At 66.5% G+C, this 19,850-nt stretch carries 20 protein-coding genes; 11 read left to right on the forward strand and 9 right to left on the reverse strand.

The window, feature by feature from the left end; all coding sequences use genetic code 11:
* Positions 1-4: 4 nt before the first annotated feature.
* From LJ754_RS10400 to LJ754_RS10425, 6 genes are all read left to right on the forward strand, one after another.
* Positions 5-1,087 (forward strand): threonine aldolase family protein, encoded by a 1,083-nt coding sequence (locus tag LJ754_RS10400; RefSeq protein ID WP_227910983.1) that lies wholly within the window; start codon positions 5-7, stop codon positions 1,085-1,087.
* 122 nt (positions 1,088-1,209) lie between these two features.
* Positions 1,210-1,833 (forward strand): DUF3000 domain-containing protein, encoded by a 624-nt coding sequence (locus LJ754_RS10405; protein ID WP_227926602.1) that lies wholly within the window; start codon positions 1,210-1,212, stop codon positions 1,831-1,833.
* 77 nt (positions 1,834-1,910) lie between these two features.
* Entirely contained in the window at positions 1,911-3,248 is a 1,338-nt protein-coding gene (locus LJ754_RS10410; protein ID WP_227926505.1) for an HRDC domain-containing protein, read from the forward strand.
* Positions 3,249-3,581: 333 nt separating this feature from the next.
* The gene (locus tag LJ754_RS10415) at positions 3,582-3,842 is read left to right on the forward strand and encodes a hypothetical protein (RefSeq protein WP_227926506.1); all 261 of its coding nucleotides are present in this window, start codon (positions 3,582-3,584) and stop codon (positions 3,840-3,842) included.
* 88 nt (positions 3,843-3,930) lie between these two features.
* On the forward strand, positions 3,931-4,356 hold the full coding sequence (locus LJ754_RS10420) for an SRPBCC domain-containing protein (protein ID WP_227910978.1): 426 nt from the start codon (positions 3,931-3,933) through the stop codon (positions 4,354-4,356).
* Positions 4,357-4,412: 56 nt separating this feature from the next.
* Positions 4,413-4,934, forward strand: coding sequence for a GNAT family N-acetyltransferase (locus tag LJ754_RS10425; protein ID WP_227926507.1), 522 nt, complete (start codon positions 4,413-4,415; stop codon positions 4,932-4,934).
* Here LJ754_RS10425 and LJ754_RS10430 read toward each other — a convergent pair.
* Positions 4,931-5,431 carry a DinB family protein gene (locus LJ754_RS10430; protein ID WP_227926508.1) on the reverse strand — a complete coding sequence of 167 codons (501 nt, stop codon included), beginning with the start codon at positions 5,429-5,431 and terminating at the stop codon, positions 4,931-4,933. The two genes, LJ754_RS10425 and LJ754_RS10430, sit on opposite strands and share 4 nt — an antisense overlap.
* Before the next feature lie 165 nt (positions 5,432-5,596).
* On the opposite strand from LJ754_RS10430, the gene LJ754_RS10435 reads away from it, so the two are divergent.
* Positions 5,597-5,836, forward strand: coding sequence for a hypothetical protein (locus LJ754_RS10435; RefSeq protein WP_227926509.1), 240 nt, complete (start codon positions 5,597-5,599; stop codon positions 5,834-5,836).
* A 91-nt stretch (positions 5,837-5,927) separates the two neighbouring features.
* On the opposite strand, the gene LJ754_RS10440 is transcribed toward LJ754_RS10435, so the two are convergent.
* The 3 genes from LJ754_RS10440 to LJ754_RS10450 all read right to left on the reverse strand — a co-directional run bounded on the left by LJ754_RS10440 (position 5,928) and on the right by LJ754_RS10450 (position 8,604).
* Complete coding sequence (locus LJ754_RS10440; protein ID WP_442860125.1) at positions 5,928-6,206, reverse strand: GlsB/YeaQ/YmgE family stress response membrane protein; 279 nt, start codon at positions 6,204-6,206, stop codon at positions 5,928-5,930.
* A 102-nt stretch (positions 6,207-6,308) separates the two neighbouring features.
* Positions 6,309-6,890, reverse strand: coding sequence for a hypothetical protein (locus LJ754_RS10445; protein ID WP_227926510.1), 582 nt, complete (start codon positions 6,888-6,890; stop codon positions 6,309-6,311).
* Complete coding sequence (locus LJ754_RS10450) at positions 6,883-8,604, reverse strand: bifunctional metallophosphatase/5'-nucleotidase (RefSeq protein WP_227926511.1); 1,722 nt, start codon at positions 8,602-8,604, stop codon at positions 6,883-6,885. Before LJ754_RS10450 ends, LJ754_RS10445 begins: the two co-directional genes overlap by 8 nt.
* A gap of 274 nt (positions 8,605-8,878) precedes the next feature.
* Between LJ754_RS10450 and LJ754_RS10455 the strand changes: the two genes are divergently transcribed.
* Positions 8,879-10,705, forward strand: coding sequence for an immune inhibitor A domain-containing protein (locus LJ754_RS10455; protein WP_227926512.1), 1,827 nt, complete (start codon positions 8,879-8,881; stop codon positions 10,703-10,705).
* Here the strand turns inward: LJ754_RS10455 and LJ754_RS10460 are convergent.
* Together LJ754_RS10460 and LJ754_RS10465 are read right to left on the reverse strand one after the other, a co-directional pair.
* Positions 10,698-11,309 (reverse strand): GNAT family N-acetyltransferase, encoded by a 612-nt coding sequence (locus tag LJ754_RS10460; RefSeq protein WP_227926513.1) that lies wholly within the window; start codon positions 11,307-11,309, stop codon positions 10,698-10,700. The genes LJ754_RS10455 and LJ754_RS10460 overlap by 8 nt on opposite strands.
* Positions 11,306-11,599, reverse strand: a complete 294-nt coding sequence (locus LJ754_RS10465; protein WP_227926514.1) for a hypothetical protein — start codon at positions 11,597-11,599, stop codon at positions 11,306-11,308. Before LJ754_RS10465 ends, LJ754_RS10460 begins: the two co-directional genes overlap by 4 nt.
* Positions 11,600-11,725: 126 nt before the next feature.
* Here LJ754_RS10465 and LJ754_RS10470 point away from each other — a divergent pair, with 126 nt between their 5' ends.
* Together LJ754_RS10470 and LJ754_RS10475 are read left to right on the forward strand one after the other, a co-directional pair.
* On the forward strand, positions 11,726-12,193 hold the full coding sequence (locus tag LJ754_RS10470) for a PGPGW domain-containing protein (RefSeq protein WP_227910963.1): 468 nt from the start codon (positions 11,726-11,728) through the stop codon (positions 12,191-12,193).
* 167 nt (positions 12,194-12,360) lie between these two features.
* Positions 12,361-14,076: a 3-ketosteroid-delta-1-dehydrogenase gene (locus tag LJ754_RS10475; protein ID WP_227926515.1), complete on the forward strand. Its 1,716-nt coding sequence runs from the start codon at positions 12,361-12,363 to the stop codon at positions 14,074-14,076.
* Here the strand turns inward: LJ754_RS10475 and uvrA are convergent.
* Both uvrA and LJ754_RS10485 read right to left on the reverse strand, forming a co-directional pair.
* Positions 14,073-16,598: an excinuclease ABC subunit UvrA gene (gene uvrA / locus LJ754_RS10480; RefSeq protein ID WP_227926516.1), complete on the reverse strand. Its 2,526-nt coding sequence runs from the start codon at positions 16,596-16,598 to the stop codon at positions 14,073-14,075. The genes LJ754_RS10475 and uvrA overlap by 4 nt on opposite strands.
* 185 nt (positions 16,599-16,783) lie before the next feature.
* Positions 16,784-18,064, reverse strand: coding sequence for an MFS transporter (locus LJ754_RS10485; RefSeq protein ID WP_227926517.1), 1,281 nt, complete (start codon positions 18,062-18,064; stop codon positions 16,784-16,786).
* A gap of 357 nt (positions 18,065-18,421) precedes the next feature.
* Here LJ754_RS10485 and LJ754_RS10490 point away from each other — a divergent pair, with 357 nt between their 5' ends.
* Positions 18,422-18,877 (forward strand): hypothetical protein, encoded by a 456-nt coding sequence (locus tag LJ754_RS10490; RefSeq protein WP_227926518.1) that lies wholly within the window; start codon positions 18,422-18,424, stop codon positions 18,875-18,877.
* A 30-nt stretch (positions 18,878-18,907) separates the two neighbouring features.
* Here LJ754_RS10490 and LJ754_RS10495 read toward each other — a convergent pair whose 3' ends face one another.
* Positions 18,908-19,843, reverse strand: a complete 936-nt coding sequence (locus LJ754_RS10495; protein ID WP_227926519.1) for an alpha/beta hydrolase fold domain-containing protein — start codon at positions 19,841-19,843, stop codon at positions 18,908-18,910.
* Positions 19,844-19,850 lie beyond the last annotated feature (7 nt).

Here is a 19,850-nt window from a genome sequence, read left to right on the forward strand (position 1 = left end):
AACCGTGACTGACATTCTCCCCCTGCACGACACCACCATCCGGGCCTTCGCCTCCGACAACTACTCCGGTGTCCATCCGGAAATCCTGGCCGCACTGACCGCCGCCAACCAGGGCCACCAGGTGGCCTACGGTGAAGACGTTTACACCGCACGGCTACGTGAGGTCCTTACGGACCAGTTCGGCAGCCGCATCCGCGCCTTCCCCGTCTTCAACGGCACCGGCGCCAACGTCACCGCCCTGCAGTCCCTGCTGCCGCGCTGGGGCGCGGTGATCTGCCCGACGACGGCGCACATCAACGTAGACGAAAACGGCGCCCCCGAGCGGATCGGCGGCATGAAGCTGCTGGGTATCCCCACCGGGGACGGCAAGCTCACCCCCGACCTGATTGACCGTGAAGCGTGGGGCTGGGGCGATGAGCACCGCGCCCAGCCGCTGGCCGTGTCCATCACCCAGTCCACCGAGCTCGGCACCCTGTACACGGTGGAGGAAATCGCCGCCATCGCCGACCACATCCACGCCCGCGGCATGAAGCTGCACATGGACGGCGCCCGGCTGGGCAACGCCGCCGCCAGCCTGGGTGTCTCCTTCAAGGAAATGACCGCCGACGCCGGAGTGGACATCCTGTCCCTGGGCGGCACCAAAAACGGCATGATGTACGGCGAATGCATCATCACCTTCGACCCCGAGGCCTCCCCCGGGCTGGACTACCTGCGCAAGATGAACATGCAGCTGGCCTCCAAGATGCGGTTCATTTCCGCACAGTTCGTGACCCTGTACGGCACGGACCTGTGGCTCCGCTCCGCCTCGCACGCCAACGCGATGGCACAGCGGCTGCGCGCCGCCGTGGAGAAGATCGACGGCGTGGAAATCACCCAGCCCACGCAGTCCAACGCGGTGTTCGCAAAGCTGCCGGCCGGCGTCGCCGACCGCCTGCGCGGTGACTTCCGCTTCTACGACTGGGACCAGTCCACCGGCGAGGTGCGCTGGATGTGCACCTTCGACACATCCGAAGCCGATATCGATGCGTTTGCCGAAGCAATCGCCCGCGAAGTCGCCGCCGACCCGGCACCGCTGGCCGCGCACTGACCCCCGGTTACCTGCCGTCCGGCCGCCCCGCGCGGCTGGACGGGAGGTAACGAAACGGCCACACCGGCGAGCCTGCCCCGGCCGCAGTGTTCCGCAGGCCATAGTCTGCGGAGGTGAGTGCAATAGGTGACCTGTCCCAGGTGCCCCCGGATTTCCTGACGGCCCTCGGCGCCATGCGCCGGGCCGCGTGCCGGGCGGAGCTGAAGCTCGAGGAGATCCCGGCACCCACCCGCCTGGCCCCGTACGCTGTTTCCCTCGGCGCCGAAGTGCTGGCCCCCGGCCCCGCCGGACCCACCAGCCTGCACGGCCCCGCTGCCCTGCAGATACCCGAGCAGCTGGAACTGGCCACGGGCCGGTTCATCCTGCTGCACGATCCGGCCGGTTCCCCGGTCTGGAACGGCACTTTCCGTATCGTCACGTACATCCGGGCCGAGCTGGAACCGGACATGGGCAATGACCAGCTCCTGGGCTCAGTGGCCTGGACCTGGCTGGTCGAGGCATTGGAACAGCACGGCGCCCGCTATTCCATGGCCGGCGGAACAGCCACCCGCGTGCTGTCCGAGAGCTACGGGACGCTGGAAGGCCGCGACGACTCGATCGACATTGAACTCCGGGCCTCCTGGACCCCGGCCGACGCAAACGTGCAGTCCCACCTGGAGGCCTGGTCCGACATGGTGTGCACCTTCGCGGGACTGCCGCCGCTGCCCGACGGCGTCACTCCGCTCCCCGGCCGGCGCCGCAGTTAGCTGCCGGCGCCGCAGCTAGCTGCCGGCCCGCCGCTGCTGTCCGCGGCCGCCGCCTTCCTCGGTAGAATGGAATCCTTATGACCGCGCACATACCCGGCAGCACCGAAAACCCGTCCAGCACCGCACCTGTCGAAACGGGTGAACCGCCGGAGCCGCAGCCGGTTCCGGTCCTGGAAACACCGAGGGACGGGGTGCCCCTGGTCATCGACTCCCAGCGCGGCCTGGAACGGGCTGCCGCGGCACTGGCCGCCGGTACCGGGCCTGCCGGCGTCGACGCCGAACGAGCATCTGGTTTCCGCTACGGCCAGCGGGCCATGCTGGTCCAGATCCGCCGTGAAGGTGCGGGCACCTGGCTGATTGATCCCGAAGCCTTCGGCGACCTGCGCATCATCAACGACGCCCTGCGCGGCGTCGAGTGGATCCTGCACGCCGCCGCCCAGGACCTGCCCTGCCTCTCCGCCCTGGGCATGTGGCCGGATCGGCTTTTCGACACCGAACTCGCTGCGCGCCTGGCCGGCCTGCCGCGGGTGGGCCTTGCCGCCGTCATCGAAAACCTGCTTGGTTTCTCGCTGGCCAAGGAGCACTCTGCAGCGGACTGGTCCACGCGTCCGCTGCCCGAACCGTGGCTGCGCTACGCGGCGCTCGACGTCGAAGTCCTCGCCGAGCTGCGCATCGAACTCATCCGGGTGCTGAAGGAAGCCGGCAAGCTCGAACTGGCTGAGGAAGAGTTCGAAGCCATCCGCACGGCACCGCCGGCACCGCCGCGTGTTGATCCGTGGCGCCGCACATCCGGCATGCACCAGCTGCGCGACCGACGCCAGCTGGCGGCTGTCCGCGAACTGTGGACCGAACGCGAGCACCTGGCCGAGCTGCGGGACACCGCACCGGGCCGCCTGATCCCGGATTCCGCCATTGTTGCCGCCGCCCGGGCCATGCCCACCACCGTGCCGCAGCTGCTCAAGACCCCCGGCTTCCACGGCCGGGCAGCGCAGAAGGAAGCGCCGCGCTGGCTGCGCTGCATTTCCGCTGCGCGTTCCACCGAGGATCTGCCCCCACTGCACATCCCCACGCATGCACCGCCGCCCCCGCGCGTCTGGGCCAAGAACGATCCCGCGGCGGCCGCCCGGCTGCAGACCGCCAAACCACGCCTGACCGCACTGGCGGAGAAGCTGAACCTGCCACTGGAGAACCTTCTGACTCCGGACCACCTGCGCCGGCTGGCCTGGCGGCCACCGGCCGAAATCAACCTGGAGACCGTCAGCGCGGCGCTGCGCGAACTGGGCGCCCGGGAATGGCAGATCCGCGAAACTGCCGCGGTGCTCACCGTGGCCTTCCTGGATCCGGACCCGCTTGAGGAGAAGGAACCTGCCTCGGCGGAGGAGCAGCAGGGCTCGTCCCGGACCCGGCGCCGGTAGTACCGGCATTCACGCATTGACAGGGCCGCGTCCCTGCGCTGGACTCGGCGGGTGCCCAGTCGAAACGGAACGCTCGCCCTGGTCCTCGCCGCGCTTCTTTACGCTGCGTTCATATGGGCTCTTTCCACCTTTGTACTCCGGGAAATGCCCTGGTGGCTTGCCGCACTGATGTTTTTACCGAGCTGGGTGTCGTGGATTCTTGGCTCAAGGCGCCGCACGCGCCGTTTCCTAGAGCGCGGAGAGTTTAACTGCTGGCTCCGGGTAGTTGCGGACAGCCGTCCCGGATACTCTTCCCGGTGGAAACGCGCCGTCGTTATCCCGTATTCAGGCCGTATGAGTATTACCGGTCAGGCAGCGGCGGCCGGTCAGGACACCGGTGAAGGTGGTTTGCTGCAGCTGTCCAATGCCACGGCTGTCTCCCGCCGTCCCCCGACACTGATCGAATCACTCCGTTTTGGCCCCTATGTGCTGGTGGGCGACTACGCCGCAGATGGCCTGGAAGTGGAGGTCGCGGCATCTGGTGCGCACCTGGACCACACCGACGCCGTCCTGCGCGGTACTGCCGCCGCTCCCGCGTCCCGTCCACAGGCGTAGCCAAGGGGATAGCGGTGCGGGGCCGGATGGTTTATCGTCGCCGCAGACACGGCTGCGGATCCGCGCCACGAAGCCAAGGGGGCCCACCATGACCGATACCTCAGCCACGATTTACCGGACCCGCATCGCCTGCTCCCCCGCCCGCGTCTGGGATGAGCTGACGGCCACCGGTATCCCCCGGCACTGGATGCGGGGTTCGGTCCTGAACGGGTCCCTGGCTGAAGGCAGCACATACGTTATGAATCACGACGGCGAAGCCCTGTTTTCCGGGACCGTCCTGACGGCGGAACCGCCGGTGCGGCTGGCCCTGACCTTCAACCCGCAATGGAACGAACGAGTGGCGGCCGAGGCGCCGGGAGTACTCGAATACACGCTCGAGCAGGCTGGGGCCGGCTGTGAACTGACCGTCCGGATCACGGGGCTCTACGGTGCCTCCGCTGTGTCCGTGGACCATGACACACCGGGGATCTACGCCGGCCTGAAGGCAATGCTTGAATCATTTCCGGTAGCCTGAGCAGTCCGCACCCGTGAGGGGTTGGGTGCCGTCCCCGGCACGCGCAATAATGGCGGATGCCTCTTCTAGCGCCCACCCCGGATTCCCTGCAGGCGGGCAGGTTCATCCTTCGGATCCTCACCCCTTCGGACTGGCGCCTGGAACAGGAGCTGTCCATGGACGACGATGTGATCCGCTGGACGCTGTTCCCGCCGAACCTCAGCGATGACCGAGCCAGAATGCGCATGACACGTGTTGCCGAAGCCCGTGGGGAAAGCCTGCTTGCCCGTTATTCGGTGCACGATGGCAGTGATGTCCTGGGCACCGCAGGCATTTCCTGTTCCGCGGACGGCACCCCTGAACTGATGTACGCGCTGCTGCCTGCAGGCCGGGGGCGCGGCGCAGCAACGGCAGCCACCCGCGGATTGAGTGAGTGGGCACTTGCCAACGGGTTCTCCAAGGTAGCGCTGCGCACCATCGCCGGAAATACCGTCAGCGAAGCGGTGGCACAGCGCGCCGGGTTCCGGGCCGTCCGGCGGGAACGGCAGCGCCAGCGGGACACCATGGTGGACATGCGCTACTGGACGCGCACCCGCTAATCACCGGTGGAGCCGTCAAGCAGCTCGCGCAGGATGTCCAGGTGTCCACAGTGCCGTCCGGTCTCCTCGATCATGTGTACCAGCACCCAACGCACATTCTGCTTGCCGCCGCCGCCCCGGCAGCGATCCTCAAGCCCGTGCCGGCGCATGACCTCTCGCGACTGCTCGCAGGCAGCTTCGTAGTCGGCGATAATCCCCGCCAGGCTGCCCTGGGGACTGACCCGGAACTCGCCGTCGGGATCCTCCTCTGACCAGCGGGTGGGGACGTCCTGCTGCCCGTCGACCCGGTCCCGGAACCAGAATCCTTCAACGTCGGTCAGATGCTGGACCAGCCCGGAGACGGTGGTCAGGGAGGGCAGCAGCCTTTTGGCGCCCTCGGCGTCGCTCAGTCCGGCGGCCTTCATCACCACGGTGGCGCGGAAGTAGTCCAGGAAGCCGGTCAGGGTTTCGAGTTCTCCGGCAGTTTCGGGCGGTTCCACCCGCTGATCTGCTTGCATCGGTCCAATCTAGCCCGCGGTTTTCCCCGTCCCGGCAGGCGCGCCGCCGGAATCCGGCGGGGAGCCGGGTTGTCCGTGCCGCATTTACACAGGGGCGTCAAACGGGTTACGCTAGAAACCTTGGTTTAGACGCGGGCCAATGGTTCCTTTGAGTTAGGAAACTTTGTGACCCATAATCCCATCACCCATGTTGACCTTTTCCCGGAATTCTCCACGATGACTGACGCAGCCTTGGAATCCCTGGCGGATCAGGCATTCAGCCAGCTTGAAGACGGCCCCCTCGTAGAGGGACTGTTCGCCTTCTACCTCTCCCTGAGTGTGGAGATTGAGGACCGCAGTGCAGGTCGCACTGCCGCACCGACGCCCGCTTCCCAGGAAGAAAAAATCCTGCAGACAGCCGTTTAATACTCCGCATACAGAAACCGTCCCGTCTTCCGCGCCGAATGGCGCAGGAGACGGGACGGTTTTTTGTGCGGTATTGCCGCAGCAGCCGGTGCTAGCGGCGGACCTGGCCTTGGCCCTTGCTCCGGCCGGCGATGCCCTCGGCGACGCCGATCAGCAGTACAGCCGCGATGACGGCAACGATGAAGCCCAGGATATTGAGCTCGAAAATGTCTCCGGTGCCAAGCAGATTGGCAATCACGCCGCCGATCACCGAACCTACGAGGCCAAGCAGCAGGGTGGCGATGATTCCGAGGTTCTGCCGGCCGGGCTTAATGAGTCGAGCCAAGGCACCGATAATGAGGCCTGCAATGATGAATCCGATCATGACCATGATCCTTCCTAGCAGTGCATTAGGCAGAACCTCCCCCCTGGTCTTCGGATATTCCGCACCTGTTCTGCCTCATCAATGCTAGACACAGACCCACCGGAATTACTAAGCCTGCTGTTTATCGAGCGCGCGCAGGGCCGCAGAAACCGCCTGCCGCGTGGACTCCAGCTGATCCGCCGGCAGCTCCGGTTTGTCGCGGAGACGCTCAGCCTGCCGGAACTCCCGCAGGGCCCACCCGGGGTGGCCCGCGTCCAGCAGCACCTTTCCCCGGTGCTGGTGCAGGAAAGCGGCTGCGGACAGGACCGCAGCGGACTCTGCTGACCGGGACAGTGCTTCCCCGACGCGGGCGAGCAGGCGGAGCGCCTGCACTAGGTCTCCCTGCCGCTGCAGCACCTGTGCCAGCCGGATCCCGGGCAGGACGGCGGCCAGCGGCAGGTCCCGAAGCGTGTCACCCGCAGCAGCTGCGGCAAATGACGCGCGGGCCTCCCCCTCGGCCTCCGTAAGCCTGCCCAGGATTCTCAGCCACGCGATCCGAGCAGCCGCCGGCCCGGACGCCGCTTCCGGGCCGGCCAGCCACGCCTCGGCCGCCGCCCGGTCCGCCGGGACCTCGCGGAGGGTCAGCGGGTCTATGCGGTACTGCGGCTCTGCGCTTCCGGCCCCCGCAACGGACCCTTTAGCCCTACTCAAATACAGGAACACCGCCCCGCACCAGCCGCCAGTTGTCCTGCGCAAAGTCGTCAGGATCCACAGCACCCTGGGCCACCACATAGTCAATGAGCAGCTGGCGGATTTCCGTCTGCTGGTTCACCAGCACCGGAGCCGTGCTGATGGAGGGGAAGTTGCCTCCACCGGACTGGCGGTAGTTGTTGGTCGCCACGGCGAACCGCTGCGCAGGGTCCACCGGGGACCCGTTGAAGCTCAGGTTCACGATCCGCTCCCCCACCGGACGGGAGATATCGATGTCGTAATTGACCCCGGTCATGACGTCGTAGTTATAGTCCGGGGTCCCGTTGGCATTGGTCAGGGTGGCGGGGTCCACCGCCGCGCCGGCAGGTGTCTGCACAAAGTACTTGGCGGAGTACTCCAGGTAGTCCTTGACCTGGCTGCCGGTCATTTCGACGGCAAAGAGGGTGTTCGGGAAGACGTAGAGCCCGGCGATGTCACGGATGGTGACCGGCCCTGCGGGAATCTCGGCCGTGCGGCTGAAGGGTGCCGCCACGGACAGCACCGGCAGGTCCGCGTTCGGCCCGCCGTCGAGCGCCCGGTCCACGGCCTGCGCCTGGACCGAGTTCACGAAGTCCATCACCGCCGTGTCGCGGTACCGCGATTCGGCTGCAGGCATCGACTGCGTGGCGGTGCCGATGGGCGTGTTCACGTAGTCGATGACGCGCCGGTGCTGCTCCGCCACCAGTTTGGAGATCTCGGGATCCGCTTCCGCTGTATTGGCGTTCAGCAGGGACGACGACGCCGCAGTCACGTCCCACTTGCCCCGCACCTTGGTCAGTTCGAAGTCCATAACGGACAGGCGCATTCCCCAGTTCAGCGGTTCCGTGAGCAGCACCTGCTCGCCAGTGGCCTTGTTGGTGACGAAGCGTTCCGGGATTTCCTGGTGCGCGTGCCCTACCAGCACCGCATCAATGTCCGGCACCGTTTCCGCAAGCTCGGTTGAGGCGTTTTCCAGCGGCAGGTCGTCCCCGTAGGAGGAAAGACCGGACGTTCCGGAGTGCGAGCTGACCACTACCACGTCAGCACCGCGTGCCTTCATTTCCGGCACATATTTTTGGGCCTGTTCAACGATGCCGGGAAATTCGAGCTGTCCCTCAACATTGTTCTTGTCCCAAATGGCCACCCCTGGGTTTGTGAGCCCCAGGATGCCCACCTTCACGGGTTTGTTTCCTTTGGTCTTGACCGTTTTGATGATGTAGGGGGTGAACGCCGGGGCGCCGGTGGCCGGGTCTACTGCATTGGCGCCGAGCAGCGGAAACGCCAGCTGGCTTTCAAACCCGCGCAGCATGGAAAGACCGTAGTTGAATTCGTGGTTGCCCAGCGCCGCGGCGTCGTAATCCATGGCGTTCATGGCCGCAGCCATGGGGTGGATCTCGCCTGTCTCCGTGATCGGGGCCGTGTTGGCGAAGTAGTCCGCCAGCGAGGTGCCCTGGATCGTGTCGCCCGCATCAATCAGCAGGGTGGATTCCCGGCCCCGGTCAGCGCGTACGGAGTCCACCAGGGTGGAAATCTTGGCCAGTCCCACATCGTTGTGGGCGGCGTCGTCGTACTCGGCATCCTGGAAATAGTCCCAGTTTTCAATGTTGCCGTGCAGATCCGAGGTGCCCAGGACGGTCACTCTTGCCAACTGGTCCTTCCCCGCATGGTCCGGCGGCGCTGCTGCTGCCGGGGTCATTGAACCGAGTGTAACTGCCAGTGCTGCAGTGACTGCAGCGGCCGCATTCCGGCGACCGGCGGATGAAAGCATTTAGAACTCCTCATAGTGCGTGCAGGTTTCCCCCTAAGCACCTTTACAGGAGTTCGGTCTATTTCGGAAGTGTCCGGAGATAAAAACGCACCATTTACGGGTCACTTCGCATAAGAGGGCGTTTTACGGGTTCCCCCGCCCTCAGGAGCCCGTAATTTGTTTTCACCTCATTTACGCACCATGCATTTTCTAAGGGGATCCTTTGACAATCGAAAAAAGTTTTGCGCGGAAGGCTGCGGTGCTGATTGCCAGCGGCGCCCTTCTGCTTGCGCCGGGAACAGCGGCCGCAGTTGCAGCTCCGTCCGTCCTGCCCGCAGCTCCGGAAAGCAGCGGCGCTTTCGGAGCTCCGGGCGCTGACGGCACCGCCGCCAAGGCAGATGACCGCTCGGATCCGGTGGCGGACGAGCGGCGTGCGCTCAACCAGCAGGCCATTGAAAAAGTGGTCCGCGGCGAAGCGCCCGTCCGGCAGCAGGGCGGATCACAGTCGGTCCAGGTGGCGCCGGGCCAGTGGGCGGAGTACGGGCTGGAGGACAGCGACCAGATCCTGTCTTTCCTCATTGACTTTGGCAGCCAGGTGGACCCCCGCTTCCCCGCCTCCGCGCCGGGCCCGCAGCACAACGGGATTCCGCAGCCGAACCGCAGTGTGGACAACTCGACTTATTGGCTGCCGGATTTCGGCCGTGAGCACTACCAGAACATGTTCTTCGATCCGGCCGGCGAGTCCTTGAAGACGCTGTACGAGGAGATGTCCAGCGGCCGTTACACCGTTGACGGCGACGTCAGCGACTGGGTTACGGTGCCGTACAACTCGGCCAGCTACGGCGAGACCGAGAGCCAGGAGGACATGACCCGGTTCGTGCAGGACGCTGCCGACGCCTGGTACGAATCCCAGATCGCCGCCGGAAAATCTCCTGCCGACGTTGATGCCTACCTGGCCGGTTTCGACCAGTGGGACCGGTACGACTACAACAACAACGGCAACTTTGATGAGCCGGACGGCTACATCGACCACTTCCAGGCCATCCACGCAGGCGAGGGCGAGGAGGCCGGAGCAGCGACGTCGGCCATCTGGTCACACCGCTGGTCCGTAGGCCAGGCAGGCTACGGCATTGACGGCCCGGCGACCAACCCCTTCGGCGGCATCCGGATCGGTGATTCCAAGGTCTGGATCCGCGACTACACCACCGAACCCGAAAACGGCGGACTCGGTGTGTTCGCACACGAGTACGGCCACGATCTGGGCCTGCCCGACCTCTACGACACTGCCGGCGGCGACAACGGCACCGGTTTCTGGACGCTGATGAGTTCCGGTTCCTGGCTGGGCCGCGGCACGGATTCCATCGGCACCACCCCCAACCACATGGGTGCCTGGGAAAAGCTGCAGCTGGGCTGGCTGGACTACGATGTTGCCACCGCGGGGCAAAAGTCCACGCACATGCTGGGCGCGTCGTACCACGCCACCAAGAAACAGCAGGCGCTGGTGGTCACCCTGCCTCGGGATGCCCAGGGTAACGGCCGCTACTACATTGCCGAAAACCGCCAGTACGCCGGATACGACTCCACCCTGCAGACCGGCCCGTACAACTTCGGCTGGGCACTGAGCTCACCGGATAAGGTGGAACACTTCCCGTACCAGAACGGGCTGCTGGTCACCTACTGGAACGCCGGACAGCGCAACAACAACACCAGCCAGCACCCCGGTGCCGGACTGGTCCTGCCGGTGGACGCCCGCGCCACGGCCCTGCGCTGGACAGACGGCACGGTGGCACGGAACCGCATTCAGAGCTTTGACGCCACGTTCGGCAAGGAAGCAACGGATCCGATCCTGCTGCACCGCGAGACGGCGGCCGGCATGACCACCCTGCAGGTTCCGTCCCGGCCCGGTGTTGCCGTCTTCGATGACAGCAATCCCAATGCCTACTACGACCCCGCCAATCCGCAGGGCAGCGTGGTGGTTGCCGGAACCGGAACCAAGATCACCGTGGTCCAAAGCAACCCCAAGGGCATGATGACCGTCAAGGTCAACTAGCACCGCCCACCACCGACGGCAGGTGCCGGAGACTGTTTCTCCGGCACCTGCCGTTTTTTTGTTGGGCGGCGGCGCTTTTCCCTGTGCGGTGCCCGGGCAGGTCCCAACGCTCCTCGCCGTCCTCGTCCAGCTCCCCGCTGGCGATCAATCCCAGTTTGCAGGCGACGGCGGCGGAGGCCTGGTTCTGCGGATGGATGAACGCGGCAACCGGGCCGCCGGAGCACCGCTGCAGCCAATCCAGCACTGCCCGGGCGGCTTCAGTGGCGATGCCGCGGCCCTGGAACGGTTCGCCCACTACCCACGCCAGGTACGCCGTCGGGCACGGCCCGCCCACAGCCACGGTGGCCTGCACGAATCCGACGGCCGCGCCTTCCTCCCGGATGATCCAGTTCAGCCATGCCTCCCGCCCGTCCGGTGAGGCACCGACGGATTGTGCGGCATACCGGCCGGTCAGTTCCCCGCGGGTGGGCGCCTCCCCGCCGATGTACCGGTAGAGGTTGGTACCGGCCAGCACCGGGACCATCTCCGCCGCATGGATAACGCTCAGGGGATCCAACTGCAGGCGGGGTGTGCTGATGCGGGAGGCGCGGAGGATGGTGTTCACGGCACCAGTATCCATTGCCCCTGGATTACCAATAGCCACGCATCAGCTCTGTGGCCCAGCCGGGCTGGGCCACGGGCCTCCAGGGACAGGCCGCCCACCGACCGGATCTGCACAATGGTGGTGCCGATCCGGTTCGGCCGGCATGGCTGAACCGCCAGTCCCCACAATGCCTCCTCGGTGAACAGTGCGGGATCCAGCGTAATCACGGCCCGCTCCTGGTCCCACTGGTCATCCCGCACCTCGCTGCGGCTGGACGACACCTGCCCGATGGCCTCCATCTGGAACTTCACTTGGCACTCACCGCTTTCCCTCCGGTTTCCGGCAAGGATTATGTCAGCCGCCGCGGACTGCAGGGGAATCCGTGACGTGACCCTCGGGCACTCCTGCCCGGGCGGGCGATGTGAAAGGCTGGGTCCATGACGCGCACTGAACGGATACCGGCATGGCTGCGCCGTACGGGCATTGAGGTGGCGGGCTGGACGCTGGTTGTCCTGGGCCTGGCGGCCCTGGTGCTCCCCGGGCCCGGCCTGCTGATGATAGTCGCCGGTCTTGCGGTCCTGTCCCTGCGCTACGCCTGGGCCCACCGCTGGCTGAACCCCGTCCGGGTGCGTGCCTTTCGGGCCGCCGCTCAGGGGGTGCAGACCTGGCCGCGGATCGCCGGAACCGTCTGCGGCGCCTTGGCGGTGACGGCAGCCGGTGTGCTGTGGGGTATCTGGCGGCAGGCACCGAAGTGGTGGCCGCTGCAGGATACCTGGTGGCTGCCCGGCGGATGGGCCACCGGCGTCACCATGATTGTTTCCGGCTGCCTGGGACTGGCCCTGATCGGGTACAGCTATGTGCGGTTCCACGGGCCGGACAAGCCGGGGCCGAAGGACATACACTGACCGGCTGCGCGTTCACTGGATATGCCCGGCACGCAGGGACGGAAATGGCACCGGCCCACGTTCCGCGCTAGGGTGCAGAAACCGCTCAGCACAAAGCGTTATCCGGCAACGGACGGGGAACCACTCCCCCGGTGCCGGATAACGCTTGCCCGTCAAAGGAGACCGCAATGCCCAAATCCGCACCCGCCCGCACCGCAACGGCACAGGACACCACGGTGGACCTGCTGGTGATCGGCTCCGGCACCGGCATGGCCGCTGCACTGGCCGCCGCCGAACTGGGGTCCTCCGTCCTGATCGCAGAGAAGACCGCCTACGTGGGCGGCTCGACGGCACGGTCCGGCGGTGCGTTCTGGATTCCGGACAACCCGATCCTGCGCGAAGCCGGTGCCCCCGATTCCCCCGCCCGCGCGGCCGCCTACGTGGACGCCGTCGTCGGCGACACCTCCCCGCGGGAACGCTGGCAGTCTTTCCTCGACAACGGCACGGACACCGTGGACATGCTGCGCCGGACCACCCCCATGCGCTTTATGTGGGACAAGGAGTACTCCGACTACCAGCCCGAGCAGCCGGGCGGCTCCGCCATCGGCCGCAGCTGTGAATGTATTCCCTTTGACGCCAACCGGCTGGGGACCGAACGCGCCCGGCTCCGCGGCGGCACCATGGAGGCACCCCTGCCCATGCCCATCACGGGCAAGGACTACCGCTGGCTGAACCTGCTCGCCAAGGTCCCGGCCAAGGGCTTCCCGACCGCAGTGAGGCGAGCGGTGCAGGGAATCGGCGGACTGGCACTGAAACGGGACTATGTCGCCGGCGGGCAGGCCCTCGCTGCCGGGCTGTTTGCCGGAGTGCTGAAGGCGGGCATCCCGGTCTGGACGGAAACATCCCTGGTCCGGCTGATTTCCGACGGCGGCCGGGTCACCGGTGCCGTCCTGGAGCAGGACGGCACGGAGGTGACGGTGACGGCACGCCAGGGCGTGGTGCTCGCCGCCGGCGGCTTTGACCACGACATGGCCCTGCGGCACAAGCACCAGTCCCCAGCCCTTGAAGGGTGGAGCTTCGGCGCCGAAGGCAATACCGGTGACGCCATCAAGGCCGGTGTGGACGCCGGCGCCGGCACCGCACTCCTGGACCAGGCCTGGTGGTTCCCCGCCGTCGCGCCGCTGCCCGGGGCCGCACCGTCGGTGATGCTGGCGGAGCGTTCCCTGCCGGGCTCGTTTATTGTCGACGACGCCGGCAAGCGGTTCGTGAACGAGGCGGAGAACTACATGTCCTTCGGCCAGCATGTGCTGGAGCGGGAGAAGCAGGGCGACCCGGTGGGCACCATGTGGATGATCTTTGACCAGGAATACCGCAACAGCTATCTGCTGGCCGGCGCGCTGTACCCCCGCTCGCCGCTGCCCGCAGCATGGTACGAGGCGGGCATCGCCGCGAAGGCCGGCAGCCTGGCCGAGCTCGCCCGGAGCATCGGGGTGCCAGAAGACACGTTCACGGCCACGGCGGCCCGCTTCAATGAAGTCGCCGCAGCCGGCGTGGACGAGGACTTCCACCGCGGCTCCAGCGCCTACGACCGCTACTACGGCGACCCGACCATCCGGCCCAACCCGAACCTGCGCCCCCTGAGCGGCAAGACCTTTTACGCCGTCAAGATGGTGCTCTCGGATCTGGGTACCTGCGGCGGCCTGACCGCGGATGCCCGCGGGCGGGTCCTGCGCGAGGACGGCACCGTGTTGGAGGGGCTGTACGCCATCGGCAACACGGCTGCGAACGTCTTTGGCAAGAGCTACCCCGGGGCAGGCGCCACCATCGGCCAGGGCCTGGTGTACGGCTACATTGCGGCACGAGACGCCGCCGGCAAGGGCGCCCCGGCTGCCGCTGCCGGCTAGCCCAGCGTTTGGAGCGCCGCCGCCAGATAAGGCGCCGTCCGGCTTGCCTCGCAAGCGGCGACGTCGGCGGCGGTGCCGGCGCACATGATCCGGCCGCCCTCTTCGCCGCCAGAAGGACCCATGTCGATCACCCAGTCGGCGGAAGCCACCACGTTCATCGAGTGTTCCACCACCACCACGGTGTTGCCCGCATCGACGAGGCGGTTCAGCTGGCGCAGCAGCAGTTGGACGTCCTGCGGGTGCAGGCCGGTGGTGGGCTCATCGAGCAGGTAGAGCGTGTGCCCGCGGCGGGCACGCTGGAGTTCGGTGGCGAGCTTGATCCGCTGCGCTTCGCCGCCCGAGAGCTCGGTGGCGGGCTGGCCCAGGCGCAGGTAACCGAGCCCGACATCGAGCAGGGTCTGCAGGCTGCGGGAGGCAGCCGGCACGTCGGAGAGGAACTCCGCAGCGGACTCCACCCGCATATCCAGCACGTCCGCAATGGACATTCCCCGGTACGTTACCTCAAGGGTTTCCTTGTTGTAGCGGGCGCCGTGGCAGACGGGGCACGGTCCGTAGGTGCCGGGCAGGAACAGCAGTTCGACGGCGAGGAAGCCTTCACCCTGGCACGTCTCGCAGCGGCCCCCGGCCACGTTGAAGGAGAACCGGCCGGCGGTGTAGCCGCGCGAGCGGGCTTCGTCGGTTGAGGCGTAGAGCTTCCGCACGGCGTCGAACAGGCCCGTATAGGTGGCCAGGTTGGAGCGCGGAGTCCGGCCGATGGGCCGCTGGTCCACCCGGACCAGCCGGTCCAGGTGTTCCAACCCTGCGATGGACCGCACCTGCACGCCAGGATCGTCGTCCTCGGTGTCTTCCGTGTCGTCGGCCTCCGGAGCCGCTCCGTTGACCTGCCGGCCCACTGTTTCGGCCAGCACCTGGCTGACCAGGGTGGACTTGCCGGAACCGGAAACGCCGGTGACTGCGGTGAGTACGCCCAGCGGGATGTCCGCGTCCAGGCCGTGCAGGTTGTGCCGGGTGATGCCTTTCAGCGTCAGCCACTCATCGGGCGTGCGGCGGGCCGGCGGTGCGGTCTGCGCTTCGCCGAACAGGAACGGACGCGTGGCGCTTTCCTCTACCTCCGCCAGTCCGTCAACCGGGCCGCTGTAGAGCACGGTGCCGCCGCCGTCGCCGGCCTGCGGGCCGACGTCGACAATCCACTCCGCACTGCGGACCACGTCCATGTTGTGCTCAACAACGAACACCGAGTTGCCGGCATCCTTCAGTTCCTGCAGCACGGTCAGCAGCGGCTCGGCGTCGGCCGGGTGCAGGCCGGCCGAAGGCTCGTCCAGCACGTAGATCACCCCGAACAGGCCGGAGCGCAGCTGGGTGGCGATGCGCAGGCGCTGCATCTCCCCCGGCGAGAGGGTGGGGGTGGCGCGCGAGAGGCTGAGGTAGCCCAGGCCAAGGCCGATCAGCACCTCCAGCCGGCCGAGCAGGTCGCGGGTGATGGTCACCGCTACCTCGGTGTCTTCATTGGAGGCCGCTGCACGGGAGGCAGTGCCGGCGGACTTCAGTTCCGCCGTCGGCCGGATGATCTCGGCAAGTTCGGCCAGGGTGGCACCGTTCAGCTCGGCAATGTTCCGGCCGGCGAAGGTGACGGCCAGGGCCTCCGGGCGCAGGCCGGCGCCGCCGCAGACCGGACAGGGGCCCGAAACCATGTAGGCGAGAACACGTTCACGCATCTGTGCGCTGCCTGAATCAGCCAGCGTGTGCATAACGTAACTCTTCGCGCTCCAGAAGCGGCCCTTGTACGGTTTGGCCACCCGGTCACGCTGCGGGGTGATCATCACGACGGGCTGTTCCTCGGTGAACAGGATCCAGTCGCGGTCCTTCTTGGACATTTTCTGCCAGGGCACGTCGACGTCGTAGCCCAGCTGAATGAGGATGTCCCGCAGGTTCTTGCCCTGCCAGGCCCCCGGCCAGGCAGCAATGGCGCCTTCGCGGATGGTCAGCGACGGGTCCGGCACCAGCGAATCCTCGGTGACGGTATGGGCGATGCCCAGCCCGGAGCACTCCCGGCAGGCGCCCGCGGCCGTGTTGGGCGAGAAGGCATCAGAGTCCAGGCTGCCCGGCTCGGCGTTTGCCGGATAGGTTCCGCCGCGGGAGAAGAGCATGCGCATGGAGTTCGACAGCGTGGTCAGGGTGCCCACGGTGGAGCGGGAACTGGGGGCACCGCGGCGCTGCTGGAGGGCGACGGCGGGCGGGAGCCCGGTGATTTCCTCCACCTTGGGGGTGTGCCCCTGGGACAGCAGCCGCCGGGCATACGGAGCCACTGATTCGAAGTAGCGCTTCTGCGCCTCGGCGTAGATCGTACCGAAAGCCAGGGAGGATTTACCCGAACCGGAGACGCCGGTGAAGGCGACAATCGCGTCGCGGGGAATGTCGACGTCGACGTTGCGCAGGTTGTTTTCCTGCGCGCCGCGCACACGGACCATACCGGCGGTGCTGGATGTGCGGACATTCTTCGGGGAAGTTTTAGCGGTACTCATCAATATCAGGTTAGCGAGGCACCGCTTGCTGAACGAAATACTAAGCATGCTTTCCGCCCAGAGCGTTAGTGTCCGGCGCCCCCGCCCTGGGCGACCAGTGCCGCAGGTTCGGTGCTGTCCCACCAGCTTGCTGCCCGAAACGGCACTGGCCGTGCCACCCCGAGGGGCGGCACGGCCAGTGTCAGCTAGTGAGCCAGCTGCCGTTCTGCGCTACTGCAGCGCTTTGGCGCGGCGGGCACGCATGGCGTCCTCGTCACGGCCATGAACCCGATGGCAAGCAGCACACACGCCAGGATCAGCATGAAGGTGACATCCCAGCCGAAGTGGTCCACGGAGAGGCCGATGCCGGTGGAGGCCAGCGTGGCGCCGAGGACATAGCCGAACAGGCCGGTGAATCCGGCTGCCGTGCCCGCTACCCGGCGGGGGCTCAGGTCCAGGGCCTGCAGGCCGATCAGCATGACCGGCCCGTAGATCAGGCCGCCGATGACGACCAGTGCGCCGTAGGAAATCCACAGCGGCCATTCCACCGGCGAAAGCCAGTAGACCATTACGGCCAGGAATACGCCGATCAGGAAGGTGATGCCCGCCGGCGAACGGCGGCCGCGGAACACCTTGTCACTGATGTAGCCACACAGCAGGGTGCCCGGAATACCGGCGAGTTCGAACAGGGAGAATCCGGCAATGCCTTCGCCCAGGCTCGCACCGCGCACGTCCGCCAGGTACACCGGCGCCCACACGAGGACGCCGTAGCGCAGGGTGTACACAAACACATTGGCCAGGGCCAGCTTGACCATGGTGGCGTTCGTCAGGACATAGCGGCGGACGGTTTCCCAGGTGCTGGCGGTTTCATCCGCTGCATCCTCTTCAACCGGAGCGGGATCATTGCGGTATTCCTCAATGGGAGGAAGCCCTTCGGATTCCGGTGTATCCCGGAGCAGGAAGAAAGCAATAATGGCAATAACCATGCCGACAATGCCCGGGAACCAGAATGCCGACTGCCAGCCGCCGAACCAGGCCATGGCTGCCCCGGCCAGGGCGCCGGATCCGGCACCGCCTACGTTATGGGCGATATTCCAGAACGCGGTCTTGGAGCCGCGCTCCGAAGTGGAGAACCAGTGCACGAGGGTCCGCCCACTGGGAGGCCACCCCATTCCCTGGAAGAATCCGTTGAAGATCATTACGACGGCCAAGAAGGCAACGGAAGTGCCCACCGCCGGCACAAAGCCGATAAACAGGTTGGCCAGGGCGGAAAGCGCCAGGCCGATCGGGAGGAACAGCCGTGCACTGCTGCGGTCGCTCACAATGGCGCTGAAGAACTTGCTGAGGCCATAGGCCACGAGCACACCGTTGGTGACTACGCCCAGCCCGAAGGCGCTGAAGCCATGCTCGTCACGCAGAATCGTGCCCACCAGCGGCACATTGTTCCGGACGAGGTAATAACCGGCATAGCCGATGAAGATGCCCATAAACACCTGCAGGCGCAGCCGCGGGTATTTTGCCTTTACGGCCTCATCATCAAGGCGCGGGGCGGGCGGCGGAGCAGCAAGAAAACGGAAGGGTCCTCATCTTTGTCCGCGCGGGGGGATTTAGTTGTTGTGTCAATGTCTTCCTTAGCCTAACTAACCACTTAAAGGTGCGGCCAGAACGACACTCCTTTCCCCGTCGATTCCCTATTTACCGGCCGGCTTATTACCGCCGCATCTATGCGCACCGTGCCGCGCCGGCCTCAGGTTCAGACAAACCCCTGCCGGGTATGCTCCGGTGTGTATCATTTCCGACAATCACCCGCGCGATGCCATTCGCCGGATTCATTTGGGGGAAACGTGAGCACTAACGAACAGCAGCCGGGCGGGCAGTACCCGGGCCAGCAGCAGTACCCGGGCCAGCAATATCCAACCCAGCCGTACGGGACGCCGCAATATCCCGGCGAGCAGTATCCCGGGCCTAACCAGTACCAGGGCCAGCAGTATCCCGGCTACCAGCCCTTCTCCACCCCCGCTCCAGTGAGGGAAACCGGCAAGCGCGTCGCCAGCATGATCCTCCTGGTCATCGGCTACGTGCTGGGCAGCATTTTGCTGCTTGCCGCGATGGTGACGCTGCCGCAACAACTGAGCGACGCCGACGTCGAATCCGCCGGGGAAGGCGTTGGATACGTGATCGGCACTTTCGTCGGATTCGGCCTAGTGGTTGGACCACCCATCGTTCTCGTGATCCTTGTGCATCTGTGGCGTCGGCGGATTGTGCGCCGGGAGAACGCACAGGTAAAAACCCTCCCCTAGGACCGCTCGCCCATCCTTCCGCCGCGAACTTCAGCCGCGGCCCGCAGCCAGTGCCGCACCGTACCGCAGCAGCAGGGCATCACCTGCGGTACGGGCTGCCGGCGACACTGCATCCAGCGTCAGGAAGCCGTGCAGATGCCCCGGGTGCGGAACATAGTCAACGGCGGTTCCGCCCCGGGCCAGTTCGCGTGCCAGCATCTGCCCCTCTTCCCGCAGTGGATCGTGTTCTGCGGTGGCCAGCAGCGTCCGCACCGGCAGGTGCTGCCCCCTGGCCAGATCCGCACGGAGAAGATGCACTGGGCTGAACTCCGCCAGCCGTTCCGCTGCCGGCACCCACTGCTTGATGTAGAACGCCAGGTCCCGCACCGAAAGACCCCACCCCTCACCTTTCCCGCGGACGCCGGGCAGGCTCAGGGTCAGGTCTGCATTGGGGTAGGCCAGTAGCAGCAGGCGGGGTTCGGCCGCGGTACCGGCCAAGCTGCGGGCTGCGAGGAACGCAATAAGCCCGCCGGCGCTGTCACCGGCCAGTCCGGCACCGGGCAGCAGCGGCCCCAGCGCCGGCGGACGGTCCGCCGCCCAGCGCAGGGCCCGGACGACGTCGTCCACCCCCGCGGGAGCGGGATGCTCCGGCGCCAGCCGGTAATCCACTGCCAGGACGGCGGTGCCGGCCAGCAGCGAAAGCCGCCGGCACAGCCGGTCATGGGACTCCAGCCCTCCGAAGACGAATCCTCCGCCGTGCACAAAAACCGTCAGCGGCAGTGCTGAACCGTGAGGACGGTACAACCGGGCGGCCAGCGGTACGGTTCCGGGGATCATCAGATCCCGCACTTCCTGCACCGCCGGACCTGCCGGGCGGCGGCGCGGCACCCGCAGTTGCCTGATCTGTTCCGGCGAGGGCTCCGAACTGCCGCCGGAGCGGACTACCGCCAGCCATGCTGCCAGTTCGGCGTCGGCCACGGATTCCATCCGGACA

The sequence above is a fragment of the Arthrobacter sp. zg-Y40 genome, assembly GCF_020731535.1.
Lineage (GTDB): Bacteria > Actinomycetota > Actinomycetes > Actinomycetales > Micrococcaceae > Arthrobacter_B.